The organism is Pseudorhodobacter antarcticus (genome assembly GCF_900110135.1).
Lineage (GTDB): Bacteria > Pseudomonadota > Alphaproteobacteria > Rhodobacterales > Rhodobacteraceae > Pseudorhodobacter > Pseudorhodobacter antarcticus.
Genome location: NZ_FOCO01000004.1, coordinates 126,144 through 143,776, shown reverse-complemented (window position 1 = coordinate 143,776; position 17,633 = coordinate 126,144). Strand labels below are relative to the sequence as shown.

Genomic DNA, 17,633 nt, shown 5'->3' with positions numbered 1-17,633 from the left:
AAATTTTCCAAGCGGGCGCAGATGTTGCGCGAAAGCGGCAGGGTGTGGGGGTTTAACGCCGCTGCGCAATCGCTGCCGAGATGTCGAACAAAGACGCGCGCAACCTGCCGCCTTTCTTCATTTCCCCCAAGATCACCGTGGTTTCTGCGCCGCTGTCATCGCGGATCACCCATTGGCGCAGTTCAGTCGGGGCGGCGGTGAACACCAGTTCAATGGAGCCGTATTCAGGGTTCTCGGGGTCTTGGGCGCGCACGCGGGTCGTGTTGCCATCGGCCTTGTGGCCCACCACCATTTTCGCGCGGGCCAGATCGACATTGGCGGCAAGGATGATAGACAGCGGCGTGCGCGACAGGGGGTATTGTTCGGGGGCTTGGTTGGATTTGGCATCCACAATCGCCACAGACCCGTTGCCCGCCACCACCAGATTGCTGTCGGGGGGGCTGTATTCGAAACGGGCGCGGCCGGGACGCTGGATAAAGATGCGACCTGTTGAGATGGTGCCATCGGAATTGATCTGCGTAAATTCCGCCTCGGCCGTGGTCAGCGCGTTCAGATAGCGCGACAATTCACCCAAGGGCAGCTTTTCCGCGGCGGCGGGCAAGGCGAGGGCGGTCAACAGCGCCATGGCCGCAAAGGGCATGCTGGCCGAACGGAAAAAGGATCTGCGGTTCATTTGGTGGGTCCCACTCATTACGCCTTATCCCATTAGTATAGGAGGCGCGGGGCGGGGCTGCACCCCTTTTGCAATCAATGACACAGGGATGTGAGAGGACGGTGTTAAAGACGCAAAGGGGCGGTGGGTTGGCACCCACCCTACCCGTTATGGTGTAGGGTGGGTGCCCACCCTACCGCCCCTTGCAGTTCAATGTTCGGGCAGCAGAATTTCGCGTTTGCCCACATGGTTGGCGGTGGTGATGACGTGGTTTTCTTCCATCTGTTCCACCAGTTTTGCCGCCTTGTTATACCCGATGCCCAGTTTGCGCTGGATATAGGAGGTGGAGCATTTGCGATCTTTTGCCACCACGGCCACCGCTTGGTCATACAACTCGTTTTCTGAACTATCGCCAGACCCAAGGCCAAGGACGAGGTCGATATCGCCTTCTTTATCTTCATCCACACCTTCGACCACGCCGGACATATAGCTGGGCGGGCCGAATGATTTGAGGTGGTTCACGATTTCTTCCACCTCCTCATCCGACACGAACGGCCCGTGGATACGGGTGATTTTCGCGCCGCCTGCCATATAAAGCATATCGCCCATGCCCAGCAGTTGTTCCGCACCCATTTCGCCCAAAATGGTGCGGCTGTCGATTCTCGAGGTCACTTGAAACGAGATTCGCGTGGGGAAGTTGGCCTTGATCGTGCCCGTAATCACGTCCACAGACGGGCGCTGTGTGGCCATGATCAGGTGGATGCCGGACGCACGCGCCATTTGGGCAAGTCGCTGAATACAGGCTTCAATCTCTTTGCCGGCGACCATCATCAGGTCGGCCATTTCGTCGACGATCACAACGATATAAGGCAGAGACACGGGTGTGTCCTGTTCGGTTTCAAACACTGGCTCGCCGGTATCTTCGTCAAATCCGGTTTGGATGGTGCGTTTGAACATCTCGCCTTTGGCCAGTGCCTCGCGCACTTTGCCGTTATAGCCTTCAATGTTGCGCACGCCCATTTTGGACATTTTGCGGTACCGTTCTTCCATCTCGCCCACCACCCATTTCAGGGCGATCACGGCCTTTTTCGGGTCGGTCACAACGGGCGAGAGCAGGTGCGGGATGCCGTCATAAACGCTGAGTTCCAGCATCTTGGGGTCGATCATAATCATCCGACATTCGGCGGGCGAAAGTTTGTACAAAAGCGACAAGATCATCGTGTTGATCGCCACCGATTTGCCCGACCCCGTGGTCCCCGCGATCAGTAGGTGGGGCATTTTGGCGAGGTTGGCGACGATGGGTTCGCCTGCAATATCTTTGCCAAGTGCCAGTGGCAGGCTCATGCTGCTGTCACCAAAATCGCGGGCGGCAAGGATTTCGCGCAGCACGACCTTTTCGCGCCAAGCGTTTGGCAATTCGATACCAATCACTGAACGGCCCGGCACGGTAGAGACGCGGGCCGACAGGGCCGACATGGAGCGTGCGATATCATCCGCAAGCCCGATCACGCGGCTGGCCTTTAGGCCCGGTGCGGGTTCAAGTTCGTACTGTGTGACCACAGGACCGGGGCGCACGGCGACGATTTCGCCCTTCACGCCGTAATCATCCAGCACCGCCTCTAGCATGCGGGCGTTTTCCTCCAACGCCTCCTCGGCCAAGGTGTGGCGTTGGACGCTGTCGGGGTTGGCGAGCAGGTTGAGGGGGGGCAGTTCGTAGTCGCTGTGCTGTTCCTCAAACTTCAAACGCGGCTGCGCCTCGGCCATCGCTTGGCGGGACGGGGTGATGGGTTTGGCGGTGCTGGGCTGCACGATGCGGCGCTGTTCGGGGGCGGGCGCGCGCAAGGGGGCCGACACGCGGATGATTTGCGGTTCGGGCGCGGCTGTTTCGTATTCATCTGCGCCATGGGCCTCTGAATAGGGGTCGATATCGTCGTAACCCGCGTAATCGCCGTAATCGGTGTTGGTGTTGGTGTTGGCGTTGGCGTTGGCGTTGATGCCAAAATTATCCACGGCAAACTGGGTGTCGGTGGTGTGGTCTTGCTCCTCCCACTCCAGTGATGGGGGGGCGGGTGGCAGCGCCATGCGGGTGGCAGATGTGACGGTCAGGCGGGCCATGTTGGGGCCGTGATCCAGCATCAAAGGGGCGGCTGGGGTTGCCGCATTGCGCGGGGTGGCGATCAAGGGTATTGGGCCGCGGCGGCCCATAACGGGGGGGTCGCGGCGGGCCAAAGCGGCCTGCACGGCGGTTTGCACCGTGGGCTGGGCGGTGGGGGATTGGCGCACGCGCGACCGGATCACGTCATTGATGCGCGCTTTGATGCGGTCTTCGGTTTCAACCGGGGTGCTGTGTTCGATTTCGGTGGCAGGCATCGCGGCGCGGCGGATCATTTGCGGCATGCGGGCCAAAAGCCCTTGTTTGACCGGCGCGCGGGGCGTCATGGGTTCGGCGGAAAAGCCTGTGGCATAGGGTGCGGGCGGCTGTGGCGCGGCCTGCAATGGCGGTTCGGCCATCCGTGACGTTTGGGGGCGGGTGTTTTGCACGCGGGCACCGGGGCGCAGTTGATCGGGGCGACCAAAGCCGCCCGCAGGTTCGGCCCGCAGGGGGGGCGCACGCATTGGCGTATCGGCATAGATCAAGTCATCATGGGCCGCAGATTGCGCAAATTCCCGGCGCTGGCGACTTTTTTCAGCCACTGCTTGGCCCGCGGCACTGGCGGCGCGCGCGGTGCCAGCGGCGGATTTTCCGGCAAGGGTTAGGATGGTCGCATAGGTGGTGATCGTGCCAAAGCGCACAAACGCCCAGATGCGCTGCAATTCGCGCATATCAAACCCCATCACGAACAATCCCATCACCAACAAGCCCACACCAAACAGCACCGACAGCAGTTTTAACCCAAAGCCCGCGCCGATGGGCAAAATGGCCAGCAAAGCGCCCAAAACGGTGTCGCCAAACAGCCCACCCAGCCCAATCGCCGCATGGGGCCAGTCCGGCCCCGGCACATGGGTTGCGGCGAAAACCGATGCCAGTGCCACCGCGATCACCGCAAACACCACGCGGCCCATCGCACGTTCCGCCCCGATATGGGCCACAAAACGCACACCCCATGCGCCAAGGATCAACGGGATGCCCCAAGACCCAAGGCCCCCGATGATAAACAGCGTCGATGCGATGGAGGCACCAAAACGGCCCAGCCAATTGTTAACGGGTGCGTCGGTCGCGATCATCCAGCCCGGATCAGTGGCGGAATAGCTGCCCAAAATCGCGGCAAACAGCAGCGCCAGCACAATAAGCCCCACGCCAAGCAATTCACGCCCGCGCCGTTCCAGCATTGCGGCCGTGTTTTGATCCACCAGCGGGTCGCGCTGTCTGACCTGATAGGATGCCATATATTACCGTCCTTGCCCGTAAAGACAGTCGCGAAGCAGGGTAAGCCCGCGCTGTGTTTCTTGTTTTGGGGCGACCAATGCCACCCGAATATAGCCTGCGCCGGGGTTTTCACCGTTCGCATCGCGCGACAGATACGCCCCCGGCAGCACCCGCACGCCGGTTTCCCGCCACAGTTTTAACGCAGCCGCCTCGCCGTCTTGGACGGGCAGCCACAGGAAAAACCCAGCCTCGGGCGATTGGTAACTTTGGATGCCGGCGAAAATTTCATCCGCCAGTTCGAATTTTTCAACATACATCGCGCGAGAGGCTGTGACATGCGCTTCGTCTTCCCACGCGGCCTGCGACACTTTTTGGATGGGCAAGGGCAAGGGTGCGCCTGCGAATGCGCGCAACTGACGGATGCGGGTGATGGATTGCACACCGCCTGCCACAAAGCCGGACCGCAGACCCGGCAGGTTGGAGCGTTTGGACAGCGAATGAAACGTCAGCGCGCGTTCGGGGTCCGCGCCTGTGGTTTTGGCGACCGACAAGATGCCGGGCGGGGGCGTGTTGCGGTACACCTCGGCGTAACATTCATCGGCGAAGATTTGGAAATCATGCTTTTCGGCCAAGGCCAGCAGATCGGCCCAATAATCGGTGCTGGCCACGGCCCCTTGGGGGTTGGCAGGCGAACACAGATAGGCGATTGCGGTGCGGTCCAAAATGTCACGCGGCAGGTTTGCGTAATCGGGCAAAAACCCGGTCGCGGCGGTGGCTGGCACATAAACAGGGTCGGCCCCCATGGCGAGGGCGGCCAGCGCGTAAACCTGATAAAACGGGTTTGGCATCAAGATGACAGGGCGTTTACCGTTCTTGATTTCAGGGCAAAGGGCGACGGAGGCGTTGAACAACCCTTCGCGTGTGCCATTCAGGGCCATGATTTGATTGGGGTTCAGGGCCACATCATAGCGGCGCTGCACCCAAGCGGCGATGGCGGCCAGCAGTTCGGGCGTGCCATCATTCGGGGGATAGACCGCGAAACCGTCCAGATTTGCCGCCAGAATGGGGCCAACAAAATCGGGCATCGGGTGGCGCGGTTCGCCTATGGTCATAGAAATAAGGTCGCCACCACCGAGGTGGGGGTCGAGGAGCGCACGCAAGCGCGGAAACGCGTATTCTGGCAGGTTCGAAAACCGCTCAGGAAATGCCATATCTGCCTCATCTTTCGGGGTCATATCGCCCCGTACAAGCCCGACGATAACGAGGGTTTGCGCGCGGGTCCAGAAAAACGCTTTGATTTGGTGTGCTTGGGGGCGCGTTGTGTCTTTTTCGTCCCGCTTCTACTATAGGTGGGCTTGCGCGGGCTGCCCGTGCGTTAGCCCAGCACGCGTTCTGCGGCGGATGTCAGGCGCAAAATGCGTTCTTCCTGCCCCGGTCCGGCCATAAAACTGATCCCGCAAGACGGTTGGCCCGTAGGCAAAGTGACGCCGCACAGACCAAAGAGATTGCCGATGCGCGTGTTGCGCAGGGCCAGCAGGTTTTCGGTGACGTAATAGGCGTCATCCTCCATCAACCGTTGGGCGTTGGGGGGCAAGATGGGGGCGGTGGGCAAAATCACCGCATCATAGGCGGCGGTTTTTTGGGCCCAGATTTTGCGCAAAGCGTCCAACCTGCGCCATGCGGCAACATAATCGGCCCCCGTGAACTGCGCGCCGGACCGAAAGCGTTCCAGGATGCGGGGGAACATTTTTTCGGGCGCGGATTCGATGGTGTCACGCCAAATGCCATACGCCTCGGCGGTAAAGGTGATCGCGGCAAGGGTCATCGCCTCTGTCACCTCGGGGATTTTGACGGTTTCAACGCGGGCCCCGGCGCGGGCAAGGCGTTCCACCGCCCCTTCAAAACCGCTGGCGGGTTCATGGCGCAGATCGTCCAGCGCCACGGTGTCCAGCACCAAAAGGCGCATCCCCTTGATGCTGGCCCCGGCCAGATCGGCGGGTTTGCCCCCTTCCATCGCGGCCAGCAGCAGCGCGCAATCTTCGACACTGCGCGCAATGGGGCCAACGGTATCGAACCGTTCGCATAGCGGCACCACACCGCGCAGCGACAGCCTACCGGGGGTGGTTTTCAGCCCCACAAGGTCGTTCCACGCGGCAGGAATACGCACCGACCCGCCCGTATCCGACCCAATCCCTGCGGGTGCCAGCCCAAACGCCACCGATGCCGCCGCCCCCGAGGAGGAGCCGCCCGGCACAGCCCCTTGGTCGTTCACATTGGGCGGCGTGGCGGTGATGGGGTTCAGGCCAAGCCCGGAAAACGCAAGTTCCGACATATGGGTTTTACCAAGGCAAACAAGACCTTGGCTGGTGGCGGTGGTCAGCACTTCGGCGTCCACCTCGGGGATACGCCCGCGCAGCAGGGCTGATCCCGCCTCACAGGGCGCGCCGGATGCATCAAACAAATCCTTCCACGAAATTGGCACACCGTCCAAAGGCCCGATGCGGCGGCCCAGTTTGGCGCGGTCAGCGGCGGCCATTGACATGGAGCGCGCACGGCGGGGCGTGGTGCGGGTATAGATGCGGTCGGCCTGCGGGTGGCGGTTGATCGCGTCCAAAAACGCCTCGGTCAGCTCCACCGGGTGAATTTTGCCTGCGTCAATGCCGCGCCCCAAATCCGCAGCCGTCATCCAAAGCCAATTGCCTGCCATAACCCACCTTTTGCCAACCTTTGCGCAAACGCTAACGCGGGGGCGGCGGTTAGACAATCGGGCGCATGGACAATCGGTGCTGATGCGCCATATTTGGGGCATGAAACAGGATGCAGATATTATGATTGTGGGCGGCGGCTTGAACGGGCCCGCCTTGGCATTGGCGCTGGCGGGGGCCGGTTTGCGCGTGATGGTGGTGGATGCGCGCGCCGCCCCTGCGCGGGCCGAGGTGGGGTTTGACGGGCGGGCCTATTCGCTGGCGCTGGCGTCCAAGCGGTTGCTGTCAGTGCTGGGCGTTTGGCCCGCGCTGGACGCCGTGGCGCAGCCGATTTTGCAGGTGAAGGCATCGGACGGGCGGGCAGGCACCGGCGCTGCGCCGTGTTTCCTGCATTTCGATCATGCCGAGATTGAAGAAGGCCCGATGGGTTTTATGGTCGAGGACAGGCATCTTTACGCCGCGTTTTTGGCCGCGATGCAGGCCACGCCGGGGATTACGTTGGTATCGGGCGAAACGGTGGTGGCGCAAGATATGACACCGCAGGGGGCGACGGTCACGCTTGGGTCCGGGGCTACGCTGTCGGCGCGGGTGCTGGTGGGCTGCGATGGGCGGCAAAGCGGGGTGGCTGCGCGTGCGGGTATCACGCGGACCGGGCGCGATTACGGTCAAACGGCGTTGGTTACTGCGGTATCGCACACCCTGCCCCACCACGGCATCGCGCATCAGTTTTTCATGCCCGAAGGGCCGCTGGCCATTTTGCCCCTGCATGGCGGGCATCGGTCGCAGATTGTGTGGACCACCAGCACCGCGCGGGCCGCAGCCATTCAGGCACTGGGCGACGCAGATTATCTGGCCGCGCTGCGCCCGCGCTTTGGCGATTTTCTGGGGGAAATTGCGCTGGCAGGGGTGCGGTTCACCTATCCTCTGTCGCTGTCACTGGTCGCGCAATTTGCGGCCCCCCGTTTGGCGCTGGTGGGTGATGCGGCGCATGGCGTGCATCCGATCGCGGGCCAAGGGTTGAACCTTGGGCTGCGCGACGTGGGCGCGCTGGCGCAAGTGGTGATCGAGGCCGCGCGGCGGGGTGAGGATATTGGTGGCGCGGACGTGCTGGACCGCTACCAGCAATGGCGGCGGTTTGATACAACGGCACTGGCGCTGGGGATGGATGCAGTCAACACGCTGTTTTCAAACGATAATCCGCTTATGCGCTTGGGGCGTGATCTGGGCATGGGAGCCATTAGCGCCTTGCCCGCCCTGCGCCGCCGCTTCGTTCGCACGGCGGCGGGGCTGGAAGGTGATTTGCCTCGGCTGTTGCAGGGGCAAAAGATCTGAGGCAAAAGATCTAAATCAGCTTTCGGCCTTCTTGGTCTCGGCCTTTTTCGCCTCAACTGCGGCTTTCATGCGGGCCAACAGCTCTGCTTTGGGCGCTGCTGCGCCGTAAGGGTTTTTGTCGGTGCCTTTGGCGTTATGTTCCGAATGGCGTGGCGTGTTCTTGCCCATCTTGGCACTCCCTGATGCGTTGTAATCCATGATGCACTCCTATGCTTGGGGCGCTTTTGCCTGAAATCAGCGCGCGGTTCAATCCCGCGCGGCGCAGCACACAGAACCGCCCCCAATTCGGCTTGGCTTAAATACCTCCTTGCCGCCCTATCCCCAAATCATGGCTTTGATCGCACGCGCATGGTCTGGCGTCGCCGCAATCGCATCGGCCACCAGCGCGCGGGCGCTGGGCAACAAATCATCAACAGCCACCACGCGGTCGATCAGGCCCCACGCCAGCGCCTCCTCCGCCGCAATCTTTTGCCCTGCCATCAAGATCATTGACGCCCGCGCTGGCCCGATCAACCGCACAAGGCGCGGCACATCGCCGGGTTGGGGCAAAAACCCAAGACGCATCACGGGGTAAAACAGCTTGGCCCCCGGCACCGCGATGCGCATATCGCAGGCCAGCGCCATGCCCATGGCCCCCCCGGCCAGCGTGCCGTTCAGCACCGCAATCGTGAGGCAAGGCAGCCGCGCGATGGCCTCTGAAAGCTGGTCCCACACAGGGCTGGTGGCAAGGCCTGCTTGCGCTTCAATCAGGTCGGCGCCTGCGGAAAATACCTTGCCTGTCGCGGTGATAACAAAGGCGCGCGCGCCTTGCCCCCCTGCCCGTTCGGCAATGTCCAACAGGGTTTGCAGCATGGAACCCGTTAGGGAATTAGCCTTTTCGGGGCGATTTAACGTGACCACCCAAACATCGTTTTCAACTGACAGATCAATCACGGGATTAGGCCCACGGCGCGGCGGATGCTATCGTCGCGCAGAGCGATCTCTTGGCCCAAATACGCGTCCCCACCCGGCCCGCACATCCACAGCAAGGCCCGCGCGGGCCAATCAGCAGGGATATGCACCGATGGGTCCAGCGCGCTGACGGGGTTGATGCCGCTGGCCTTAATGCGCACCTGCATGTCGGTGGCCACCGTGCCGGGCGACAGGCCCATAATGCGCAGGCCATGCGCCGCCTCCTCTAGATGGGCGGCGCGGGTCAGCATGGCGGCCCCTGCTTTGGCGGCGCAATACGCGCTCCACCCTTCCAGCGGGTTGTGCGCCGCGCCGGATGATACGGTGATGATGGTGCCACCATGGCCGCGCATCAGGGGAATGGCGGCGTGCATGCCGTAAAACACGCCCTTTAGGTTGATATCAATCGCATCTGACCATGCGGCGGGGTTGGTGTCTGCGATGCGCGCGATGGGGTCGATCACGCCTGCGTTGCCGATTAACACATCCAAGCCCCCGCAGGTCGTGACAATATGCGCGAACGCGTCGGCCACCGCATCGGCGCGGCCAATGTCACAGGGCAGCGCCATCGCGCCGCACCCAATATCATCCGCCAATTCGGTGATTTGCCCTGCCGACCGCGCCAGCAGCACCACGCGCGCGCCCGCATCCGCAAACACCCGTGCCGCTGCGGCCCCGATGCCCCGGCTTGCGCCCGTAATTGCAACAACTTTACCCTGCATCCGCGTGTCCTTTTCAATTTTCCCAAAGCTAACCCAGCTTTTGACCAAGGACCAGCCGAACCGCCCCTTTGCGCAGCACAACGTGATCAGGCGCGGCATGCATCAGCCCTTGACCCCGCGCGGCGTGGGGTAAATGCTGCCACAACCTTTTTTGCATTTCGGAGTGCCCAGCCATGCCGTTCGGTCTTTTCAAAACAACCGCTTTTTGCGCATTGATGATTTTCACCACCGCCCCCGCCTTTGCCGATGTGACGCCAGAGGAAGTTTGGCAGAGCTGGCAAGACCTTGGCGGCGTTTATGGCCAAACGTACAGCGCCGGGTCACAAACACGGGCGGGCGACAGCCTGATCGTGAAGGATATGAAAATCGCGGTTGATCAAGACGGAACCAAACTGTCGGGCACCCTGCCCGAAGTGACGTTTCGCGATATGGGCGATGGCCGCGTCGAGGTGGGGATGCCCGCCACCTATGCCTTGCAAATGGAAACGCTGAATGGGGTGGGCAAGCCTGTCACCAATTCCATCACCGTGACCCAAGCGGGTGTAAGCTTGATTGCTAGCGGCACGGCGCAGGACGTTACGCATGATTTTAGCGCGGATACTGTGGGCCTTCGTGCCGCAGATGTCGTGGTTGACAGTGAACCCCGCGACATGGCGTTTGATTTGACCATGTCCAAGCTGGCGATGATGTACCGCATGGCGGCAGGCGACATGGTGGCGACCACATCCACCTTTGCGGCGCAGCGGTTTGATTACAAGGCCGCTGGCAAGCCTGATGCTGGGGCGGGCAGCTTTGACGTGTCGGGCAGCATGGTTAATTTGGCCGGGGCATCGGCAGGTGCCATGCCAAAAGGGGCCATTGGTGGGGATATGATTGCCCAATTGGCGCAAGGGATGAACACGGATGCATCCTTTACCTATGACAGCGGCAATTTGACCGTGGCCGGGACGGATGAAAACAGCGGCAAGATGAATTTCGCCAGCACGTCACAGGGCGGCACTGTGAATGTGTCGGTTGACAAAGCGCGCCTTGCCTATGGGTTGACCGGGCGCGGCGTGCAGATGACCGCATCGGGGTCGTCGATCCCGTTCCCCGAATTGACGGCCGGATATGACACCGCCGGGTTGACGCTTTTGATTCCGGTTGCCAAGTCGGATGAGCCGCGCGATTTCGTGATTGAAACGCGGCTGGAGGGGTTGACCGTGTCGGATATGATCTGGTCGATGGTCGATCCGGGGGCCACTTTGCCCCGCGACCCGGCAACCTTGATCATGTCCTTGAAAGGCACCGCCAAAGTCCTGGCGGATCTGATGGTGGATGATGGCCCCGGCCCCGACATGATGGAAAGCCCGTTTCAGGTGGAAACTTTGGATATTGATGCCTTGCAATTGACCGTGGCGGGCGCGGAATTGAAGGGCGATGGTGCGCTGACCTTTGACAATGCCCAAGCGCCCATTTTGGGGGGTGTGGCCCCGATGCCTGTGGGCAAGGTGAACCTGTCACTGACCGGGGCAACCGGGTTGTTGGAAAAACTGGTGGCGCTGGGGTTGGTGGACCCGCAGATGACCGCGATGTTTGGCATGTTCGCGGGCATGTTGGCCAAACCCGGCCCAACACCAGACAGCCTGATCGCTGAGGTGGAGATCAAAGAGGGTGGGCAAATCCTGTCGAACGGTAACCCGCTGCCGTTTTGATCTTTGGGTGATTGACGAGAGGGCGGCCGCGTTGGTCGCCCTTTTGCATGGCTGCGCTTGCCTTGGGGGGACTTGCCTTGGGGGGTGGGGCGGCTTACCTGCCGTTTGGATGGAATATAGGAGAGTGTCATGACCCGATCGCTGGAAACGCTGACCGAGGCCTTGCTGACTGCCGCCAAACGGGCGGGTGCAGACGCCGCCGATGCGATTGCGGTAGACGGTATTGCAACCGCAATCGACATTCGCGCGGAGCAGTTGGAACAGGCAGAACGGTCCGAAGGGGTGGAATTGGGCCTGCGCGTGCTGATCGGGCAGCGTCAAGCCTGCGTTTCGGTGTCGGACACATCGGACGCCAGCATCCGCGCGGTGGCCGAACGGGCGGTGGCCATGGCACGCGAGGCACCCGAGGATAAATATGTCGGTTTGGCGGACCCATCGCAGCTGGCCCAAGGCTGGGACATGGCCGCGCTGGAGCTGTGCGACCCCAGCGATGAAGTGAGTGCGGCGGTGCTGGAGGCCGATGCGCGCCGTGCGGAAGCGGCGGCAATGGCTGTTGGCGGCATCACGCAGGTCGAAGCATCGGCCAGCCAATCGCGCCGCCAAATCCATATGGCGGCCAGCAATGGGTTTGCGGGCGGCTATGCGCGGTCATCACGCTCGCTTTCTGCCGTGGCATTCACCGGGTCGGGCACGGGAATGGAACGCGATTGGGCCGCCGAGGGGCGCATTTACGCCGCCGATTTGCCAAGTGCCGAGGATATTGGCCTGTTGGCCGCCACCCGCGCGCTGGAACGGGTGGGCGCGCGGCAGCCCAAAACTGGGGCCTATCCGGTGCTGTATGATGAACGGATATCGTCGGGGATTATTGGGCATGTGCTGGGCGCGATCAATGGCGCGTCCATCGCGCGGGGTTCCAGTTGGCTGCGCGATGCGCTGGGCACCCAGATTTTGCCGCGCGGGTTGTCGGTGATCGAGGACCCGCACCGCGCGCGGATTTCGGGCAGCCGCGCGTTTGATGGTGAGGGCCTGCCCACAGCGCGGCGGGCAATTGTGGAGGATGGCGTGTTGATGGGTTGGGTGTTGGACCTTGCCACAGGGCGCAAGCTGGGGATGCCGTCCTCGGCCAACGCGGCGCGGGGCACATCGTCGCCACCATCACCCGGCACGTCGAACATTGATTTGACCCAAGGGGTAAAATCACGCGCCGAATTGTTGGCCGATATGGGCACGGGGTTGTTTGTGACATCGCTTATCGGGTCGTCGATCAACCCCACCACGGGCGATTATTCGCGCGGGGCATCGGGGTTTTGGGTGGAAAATGGCCAGATCACCTATGCCGTGAATGAATGCACGATTGCGGGGAATTTGCGCGATATGTTGCTACGCATGACGCCTGCGAATGATGCGCGGATGCATATGTCGACGCGCGTGCCGTCCTTGTTGATCGAAGGGTTGACGCTTGCCGGGGCATGACGCGGATTTGGCGCTGCTGGTGGATGCAGCGCGGGCGGCGGGGGCGATTGCCCTGCGCTATTTCAAGCGCGACCCGCAAGTTTGGGACAAGGGTGATGGCGCTGGCCCCGTGACCGAGGCCGATTTGGCCGTAAACGCGATGCTGGTGGAACGGTTGCGCACAGCGCGACCCGGTTATGGTTGGCTGTCCGAGGAGACGCCGGATTCTGCCGATCGGCTGACGGCAGAGCGGGTGTTTATTATTGATCCCATCGACGGGACGCGGGCGTTTATCGACGGGCAAGACAGTTTCGCCCATTCGCTGGCGGTGGTGGAACGCGGCGTTGTGGTGGCGGGGGCGGTGTTTATACCGGCCAAAAACCGAATGTATGGGGCGACGCTGGACGGGCCTGCGACCTGCAATGGCGCGGTGATTGCCGCCTCGGCGCCGGGCGGGGTTGCGGGGGCGACTGTTCTGACATCAAAACCCAATATGGCAGATATGCATTGGCCGGGCGGCGTGCCGGGGGTGGAGCGGGCGTTTCGGCCCTCGCTTGCCTATCGGTTGTGTTTGGTCGCCGAAGGGCGGTTTGACGCGATGTTGGCGTTTCGCGCGACGTGGGAATGGGACATCGCGGCGGGGGCGCTGATTGCAGCGCGCGCCGGGGCGGTGGCGAGTGATGGGCGCGGGGCGGCGTTGCGGTTCAACGCGGCAGACCCGCGCACGGATGGGGTTGTGGTGGCCGGGCCTGCGCTGCATGGGGCGTTGATGGCGCTGCGGGGCTGACGCCGTTTAGGTATTTAAGCCAAGATGAATTTACAGAGTTTTAAGGGCTACCGCGATTGCCGTGGCCAAAGCTGCGTGGCCCGCGGGTTCAAAATGAATGCCATCGGTGGGGCTGGTTTGCAGGATGGTTGCGGCATCCAAGAAGCCGAGGTTGCGGGCGTTTGCGTAGGTTGCCAGCAGGGGGCCGAGAGCGCGGCTTTTGGCGGCACCGCCTGTGAATTCGGCAACCAGGGGACCGATTTCTTGGACATGCGGCGGCGCGACCAGCAGGATTTTTAGGCCGGAGTGACGCAGCGCCATATCGGGGGCCAGCGCCATATCCACCAGCGCCGCGATACCTGCCATGATGCGGTCGGGCGTAGCCCCAAAGCGGGTTTTTACGTCATTTGTGCCCAGCATCAAAACCATATGCGTCAGCGGGCCGTGGCTGTTCAACGCGATGCGCAGGCCCATGGTGCCGTTCATATGATCGCCCATCACGGGGTCGTTGAAGGCGGTGGTGCGGCCTGGCAGACCTTCCTCCACCAATTGCCAATCGGGGCCGAGGGTTTGGGCGGCGCGGGTGGGCCAGCGGGTGGCGGCATCATAACGGGCGTAAAGGCCGCGCGTGGTTATGGGTGGGGTGCCGTGGGTGTTACTGTCGCCATAGGTCAGTAGGATGGGCATTTGAACCTCTGCTTGGGGTGGTTGCAAGGTATGGGCGGGCGCGGGATTTGCATAGGGGGCATCAAAGCCCCTTGGCCTTTTGGGTTTGGGTGGCCATATAAGGGACAACAGTTTTGACGAAAGAGGGACGATATGCTGACATTTGGCGAACAACCCGCTGCAGCGGCAGAGTTGATCAAGGACACCACCGAGGCCACATTTATGGCCGATGTGATTGACGGCAGCGCCGAGATTCCCGTGATCGTGGATTTCTGGGCCCCTTGGTGTGCGCCGTGCAAACAGCTTGGGCCAGCGCTGGAGGCGGCGGTGACGGCGGCCAAGGGCCGTGTGCGCATGGTCAAGGTGAACGTCGATGAAAACCCCGGCATATCCGAGCAGCTGCGGATTCAATCGCTGCCAACGGTTTACGCGTTTTTCCAAGGCAAACCGGTGGACGGGTTCCAAGGCGCGCTGCCTGCGTCCGAATTGAAGGTGTTTGTGGACAAACTGGCCGCGCTGGGTGGCGATGATGGTTTGGCGGACGCGATTGAGGCCGCAGAAACCATGCTGACCGAGGGTGCGGCTGCGGACGCCGCCGAAACATTCGCCGCGATTTTGGGTGAGGAGCCGGAAAACGCGGTCGCTTTTGGCGGATTGTTGCGGTCGCATTTGGCGCTGGGCGAGGTGGCGCAGGCCGAGGCGTTGCTGGACGCTGTGCCCGCGAAAATTGCCGGGGCCAAGGAGGTGGAGGCGGTGCGCGCCCAAATCGCGCTGCTGCATCAAGCCGCCAATGCTGGCCCCGAGGCGGAGCTGCGCGCGGCGGTGGAGGCGGCACCAGACGACCACCAAGCCCGGTTCGACCTTGCGTTGGCCCTGCACGCGGCGGGCAAGGTGGAGGAGGCGGTGACCACCCTGTTGGACCTGTTTCGCCGCGACCGCGCGTGGAATGATGGCGCGGCAAAAACCCAATTGTTCACCATTTTTGATGCCTTGCCGCCCAAAGACCCCATTGCGTTGACGGGTCGACGCAAACTGTCATCAATGATATTTGCCTAAGGGGGAAAGCGGCCTAGCTGCACCTTATGAAACATATTCGCGACTTGCCCGACACCCTTCCCGTTTTCCCGCTGCCCGGCGCATTGCTGCTGCCGCGCGCGCGTTTGCCGCTGCACATCTTTGAGCCGCGCTATTTGCAAATGCTGGAAGATTGCATGAAAACACCCGAACGGTTGATCGGTATGATCCAACCGCGCGAGGTTCCGGCAGGCAAAGAAGCCGAGCCGCGCCTGCATGCCATTGGCTGTGCAGGCCGTATGACCGGGTTTTCCGAGACGGAGGATGGCCGTTATATGGTCACACTGTCGGGCCTGTCGCGGTTCCGGCTGCGTGAGGAGGTTAAGGGGTTCACCCCTTACCGCCGAGCGCGTGTGGAATGGCAAGGGTTTGAACGGGACCAAGGCGGCGAGGAAAGCGACCCCGGTTTTGATCGCCCAAAGTTCATGGATTTGCTGGGGCGGTTTTTCGAGTCGATGGACCTGTCCACCGACTGGGAAAGCTTGAGCGGGGCAGAGGAGGAGTTGCTGATAAACTCCCTTTCCATGCTGTGCCCGTTTTCGGCGGAAGATAAGCAAGCGCTGTTGGAGGCGCCGACCCTGACCACGCGGCGCGAAACCATGGTGACCCTGATCGAGTTCGCGCTGCGCGGCGGAACGGGTGAGGAAATGATGCAATGAGTGATGCGCCCACCGAGACTGACCCAGACATTGGCCCCGAAATTGGCACCCAGTCCGGCCCCGTGATTGATCGCCGCATGTTAGAGGCGTTGGTGTGCCCGCTGTCGCACGCCACGCTGTCCTATGATGCCGAGGCGCAGGAGTTGATCTCTCGTCCTGCCAAACTGGCCTTTCCCATCCGCAACGGGATTCCGATTATGTTGGTATCTGAAGCGCGGGCCATGGAATGACCCGCACGGTTTTGGTTCATCTGGCGTTTATTCTCGCCGTTATGGCCGCTGGGGCGTTCATCGGCACCTCGACCATTCCTGGGGAATGGTATGCGGGGTTGAACAAGCCGTTCTTTTCGCCGCCAAACTGGGTGTTTGGGCCGGTTTGGACCCTGATCTATTTGATGATCGGCTGGGTTGGCGCGCGCAAGTTTTTGTACGGCGGCGCGCGGGGTCTTTGGGGCGCGCAGATGGTGTTTAACTTTGCGTGGTCGCCGGTGTTTTTTGGACTGCAATTGGCGGGCATTGCCTTGGTGATTATCGCGCTGATGTGGATGGCAATAGTGCTGTTTATTCGACGGGAATGGGTGGCGGACCGGGTTTCGGCGCTGATGTTTGTGCCGTATTTGGCATGGGTTAGTTTTGCAACAGCGCTGAACGCAGCGATTGTTTTGTTAAACTGAGGGTTGGTTAGCGGTCCACAGCTGGGGGGTTTCACCCCCCCCCAGCCTGACCGGGGGGCAGGCGTTCTTTGCTAAAACGCCCCACTGTGGCGTTTTTTAACACTCATCACCCCCGTGAGGTATTTTTACCAATGCGAATTATGGCGCGGTGCGTCGGAAAACCGGGGTGGTGTCTGTGGAGCGCGCGAGATCATATGCGTATCCGCCGGTGGTGAAGCCTTGCAAATCTTTGGGATCTGTCAGGCGGTTTTCCGCGATGAAGCGGGCCATGGCACCGCGGGCCTTTTTTGCGTAAAAACTGACGATTTTCGCCTCGCCGTTTTTTTCCTCTAGGAACGTCGGGGTGATGACCGGGATGGTTAGCGCGCTTGTATCCACAGCCCCAAAATACTCGACAGAGGCGCAGTTGATCAGGGCGCGGGCGCGCGTGGTTTTGGCGATTTCATTGATCGCGGGGGCCAGCGTTGCGCGCCAATAGGCGTAAAGATCTGGGCCGCACGGGTTTTCCATTTTGCTGCCCATTTCAAGGCGGTAAGCGGCGATTTCATCCAGCGGGCGCAGCAAGCCATAAAGGCCCGACAGGATGCGCAAATGATCTTGGGCCCAGCGCAGGGTGTCTGGGTCCAGCGTTTTCGCCTCTAGCCCCGCGTAAGTGTCGCCTGCGAAAAACAGGGCGGCGGGCTTGGTGGGGGCATCCGAAAATTCCGCGAAACGGGTGACGTTTAGGTCTGCCAGCGGTTGGGAAATATGCATCAATTTGCGCAGATCGGCGGCGGTAAGGTCGCGCGCAACGGTGGCAAGTTCGCGGGCTTGCGCGCCAAATTGCGGTTTTGTGGCGGCCAGCCCGGCGGGCAAGGCGGCGGCATCATCAAGACGTTTGGCGGGGGAAATTACTGTGAGCATGAGGTGGAACCTAGGGC

General features: G+C 61.6%; 17 protein-coding genes. 8 read left to right on the top strand and 9 right to left on the bottom strand.

The annotated features are described in order from the left end of the window. Window positions 1–52 precede the first annotated feature (52 nt). The 4 genes from BMY36_RS03220 to BMY36_RS03205 all read right to left on the bottom strand — a co-directional run bounded on the left by BMY36_RS03220 (window position 53) and on the right by BMY36_RS03205 (window position 6,726). Window positions 53–673: a LolA family protein gene (locus BMY36_RS03220; protein ID WP_231579629.1), complete on the bottom strand. Its 621-nt coding sequence runs from the start codon at window positions 671–673 to the stop codon at window positions 53–55. A gap of 189 nt (window positions 674–862) precedes the next feature. After that, entirely contained in the window at window positions 863–4,039 is a 3,177-nt protein-coding gene (locus tag BMY36_RS03215) for a DNA translocase FtsK (protein WP_050517968.1), read from the bottom strand. A gap of 3 nt (window positions 4,040–4,042) precedes the next feature. After that, complete coding sequence (locus BMY36_RS03210) at window positions 4,043–5,230, bottom strand: aminotransferase class I/II-fold pyridoxal phosphate-dependent enzyme (RefSeq protein ID WP_050518076.1); 1,188 nt, start codon at window positions 5,228–5,230, stop codon at window positions 4,043–4,045. Between the two features lie 164 nt (window positions 5,231–5,394). After that, a complete protein-coding gene (locus BMY36_RS03205; protein WP_050517969.1) occupies window positions 5,395–6,726 on the bottom strand; it encodes an amidase in 1,332 nt (443 codons plus the stop codon). Window positions 6,727–6,826: 100 nt separating this feature from the next. On the opposite strand from BMY36_RS03205, the gene BMY36_RS03200 reads away from it, so the two are divergent. Then, window positions 6,827–8,056: a UbiH/UbiF/VisC/COQ6 family ubiquinone biosynthesis hydroxylase gene (locus BMY36_RS03200; RefSeq protein WP_050518077.1), complete on the top strand. Its 1,230-nt coding sequence runs from the start codon at window positions 6,827–6,829 to the stop codon at window positions 8,054–8,056. A gap of 15 nt (window positions 8,057–8,071) precedes the next feature. Here BMY36_RS03200 and BMY36_RS03195 read toward each other — a convergent pair whose 3' ends face one another. From BMY36_RS03195 to BMY36_RS03185, 3 genes are all read right to left on the bottom strand, one after another. After that, window positions 8,072–8,254 carry a hypothetical protein gene (locus BMY36_RS03195; RefSeq protein WP_050517970.1) on the bottom strand — a complete coding sequence of 61 codons (183 nt, stop codon included), beginning with the start codon at window positions 8,252–8,254 and terminating at the stop codon, window positions 8,072–8,074. Between the two features lie 117 nt (window positions 8,255–8,371). After that, window positions 8,372–8,989: an enoyl-CoA hydratase/isomerase family protein gene (locus BMY36_RS03190; RefSeq protein ID WP_050517971.1), complete on the bottom strand. Its 618-nt coding sequence runs from the start codon at window positions 8,987–8,989 to the stop codon at window positions 8,372–8,374. After that, window positions 8,986–9,729 (bottom strand): SDR family oxidoreductase, encoded by a 744-nt coding sequence (locus BMY36_RS03185; protein WP_050517972.1) that lies wholly within the window; start codon window positions 9,727–9,729, stop codon window positions 8,986–8,988. Before BMY36_RS03185 ends, BMY36_RS03190 begins: the two co-directional genes overlap by 4 nt. 215 nt (window positions 9,730–9,944) lie before the next feature. On the opposite strand from BMY36_RS03185, the gene BMY36_RS03180 reads away from it, so the two are divergent. The 3 genes from BMY36_RS03180 to BMY36_RS03170 all read left to right on the top strand — a co-directional run bounded on the left by BMY36_RS03180 (window position 9,945) and on the right by BMY36_RS03170 (window position 13,662). After that, window positions 9,945–11,423 (top strand): DUF2125 domain-containing protein, encoded by a 1,479-nt coding sequence (locus BMY36_RS03180; RefSeq protein WP_175469237.1) that lies wholly within the window; start codon window positions 9,945–9,947, stop codon window positions 11,421–11,423. 129 nt (window positions 11,424–11,552) lie between these two features. Next, a complete protein-coding gene (locus BMY36_RS03175; protein WP_050517974.1) occupies window positions 11,553–12,896 on the top strand; it encodes a TldD/PmbA family protein in 1,344 nt (447 codons plus the stop codon). Further along, a complete protein-coding gene (locus tag BMY36_RS03170) occupies window positions 12,883–13,662 on the top strand; it encodes a 3'(2'),5'-bisphosphate nucleotidase CysQ (protein WP_050517975.1) in 780 nt (259 codons plus the stop codon). Before BMY36_RS03175 ends, BMY36_RS03170 begins: the two co-directional genes overlap by 14 nt. A 30-nt stretch (window positions 13,663–13,692) precedes the next feature. Here the strand turns inward: BMY36_RS03170 and BMY36_RS03165 are convergent, their stop codons facing one another. Next, window positions 13,693–14,328 carry a GDSL-type esterase/lipase family protein gene (locus BMY36_RS03165; RefSeq protein ID WP_050517976.1) on the bottom strand — a complete coding sequence of 212 codons (636 nt, stop codon included), beginning with the start codon at window positions 14,326–14,328 and terminating at the stop codon, window positions 13,693–13,695. 132 nt (window positions 14,329–14,460) lie between these two features. Here BMY36_RS03165 and BMY36_RS03160 point away from each other — a divergent pair, with 132 nt between their 5' ends. From BMY36_RS03160 to BMY36_RS03145, 4 genes are read left to right on the top strand one after another with little or no spacing between them, the layout of a single operon-like run. Next, the gene (locus BMY36_RS03160; protein ID WP_050517977.1) at window positions 14,461–15,363 is read left to right on the top strand and encodes a thioredoxin family protein; all 903 of its coding nucleotides are present in this window, start codon (window positions 14,461–14,463) and stop codon (window positions 15,361–15,363) included. A gap of 26 nt (window positions 15,364–15,389) precedes the next feature. Beyond that, window positions 15,390–16,040 carry an LON peptidase substrate-binding domain-containing protein gene (locus BMY36_RS03155; protein ID WP_050517978.1) on the top strand — a complete coding sequence of 217 codons (651 nt, stop codon included), beginning with the start codon at window positions 15,390–15,392 and terminating at the stop codon, window positions 16,038–16,040. Continuing rightward, window positions 16,037–16,270, top strand: a complete 234-nt coding sequence (locus BMY36_RS03150) for a Trm112 family protein (protein ID WP_050517979.1) — start codon at window positions 16,037–16,039, stop codon at window positions 16,268–16,270. Before BMY36_RS03155 ends, BMY36_RS03150 begins: the two co-directional genes overlap by 4 nt. Then, window positions 16,267–16,713: a TspO/MBR family protein gene (locus BMY36_RS03145; protein WP_050517980.1), complete on the top strand. Its 447-nt coding sequence runs from the start codon at window positions 16,267–16,269 to the stop codon at window positions 16,711–16,713. The genes BMY36_RS03150 and BMY36_RS03145 overlap by 4 nt, the downstream gene beginning before the upstream one ends. A 138-nt stretch (window positions 16,714–16,851) precedes the next feature. Here BMY36_RS03145 and yaaA read toward each other — a convergent pair whose 3' ends face one another. Continuing rightward, window positions 16,852–17,616: a peroxide stress protein YaaA gene (yaaA, locus tag BMY36_RS03140; RefSeq protein WP_050517981.1), complete on the bottom strand. Its 765-nt coding sequence runs from the start codon at window positions 17,614–17,616 to the stop codon at window positions 16,852–16,854. Window positions 17,617–17,633: the final 17 nt, after the last annotated feature.

Bases quoted from the DNA above. Each gene is read 5' to 3' on its own strand.
- BMY36_RS03165 (WP_050517976.1), bottom strand. From the start codon at position 14,328: ATGCCCATCCTACTGACCTATGGCGACAGTAACACCCACGGCACCCCA.
- BMY36_RS03200 (WP_050518077.1), top strand. From the start codon at position 6,827: ATGAAACAGGATGCAGATATTATGATTGTGGGCGGCGGCTTGAACGGG.
- BMY36_RS03220 (WP_231579629.1), bottom strand. From the start codon at position 673: ATGAACCGCAGATCCTTTTTCCGTTCGGCCAGCATGCCCTTTGCGGCC.
- BMY36_RS03205 (WP_050517969.1), bottom strand. From the start codon at position 6,726: ATGGCAGGCAATTGGCTTTGGATGACGGCTGCGGATTTGGGGCGCGGC.
- BMY36_RS03185 (WP_050517972.1), bottom strand. From the start codon at position 9,729: ATGCAGGGTAAAGTTGTTGCAATTACGGGCGCAAGCCGGGGCATCGGG.
- BMY36_RS03210 (WP_050518076.1), bottom strand. From the start codon at position 5,230: ATGGCATTTCCTGAGCGGTTTTCGAACCTGCCAGAATACGCGTTTCCG.
- BMY36_RS03145 (WP_050517980.1), top strand. From the start codon at position 16,267: ATGACCCGCACGGTTTTGGTTCATCTGGCGTTTATTCTCGCCGTTATG.
- yaaA (WP_050517981.1), bottom strand. From the start codon at position 17,616: ATGCTCACAGTAATTTCCCCCGCCAAACGTCTTGATGATGCCGCCGCC.
- BMY36_RS03155 (WP_050517978.1), top strand. From the start codon at position 15,390: ATGAAACATATTCGCGACTTGCCCGACACCCTTCCCGTTTTCCCGCTG.
- BMY36_RS03160 (WP_050517977.1), top strand. From the start codon at position 14,461: ATGCTGACATTTGGCGAACAACCCGCTGCAGCGGCAGAGTTGATCAAG.
- BMY36_RS03150 (WP_050517979.1), top strand. From the start codon at position 16,037: ATGAGTGATGCGCCCACCGAGACTGACCCAGACATTGGCCCCGAAATT.
- BMY36_RS03180 (WP_175469237.1), top strand. From the start codon at position 9,945: ATGATTTTCACCACCGCCCCCGCCTTTGCCGATGTGACGCCAGAGGAA.
- BMY36_RS03215 (WP_050517968.1), bottom strand. From the start codon at position 4,039: ATGGCATCCTATCAGGTCAGACAGCGCGACCCGCTGGTGGATCAAAAC.
- BMY36_RS03175 (WP_050517974.1), top strand. From the start codon at position 11,553: ATGACCCGATCGCTGGAAACGCTGACCGAGGCCTTGCTGACTGCCGCC.
- BMY36_RS03195 (WP_050517970.1), bottom strand. From the start codon at position 8,254: ATGGATTACAACGCATCAGGGAGTGCCAAGATGGGCAAGAACACGCCA.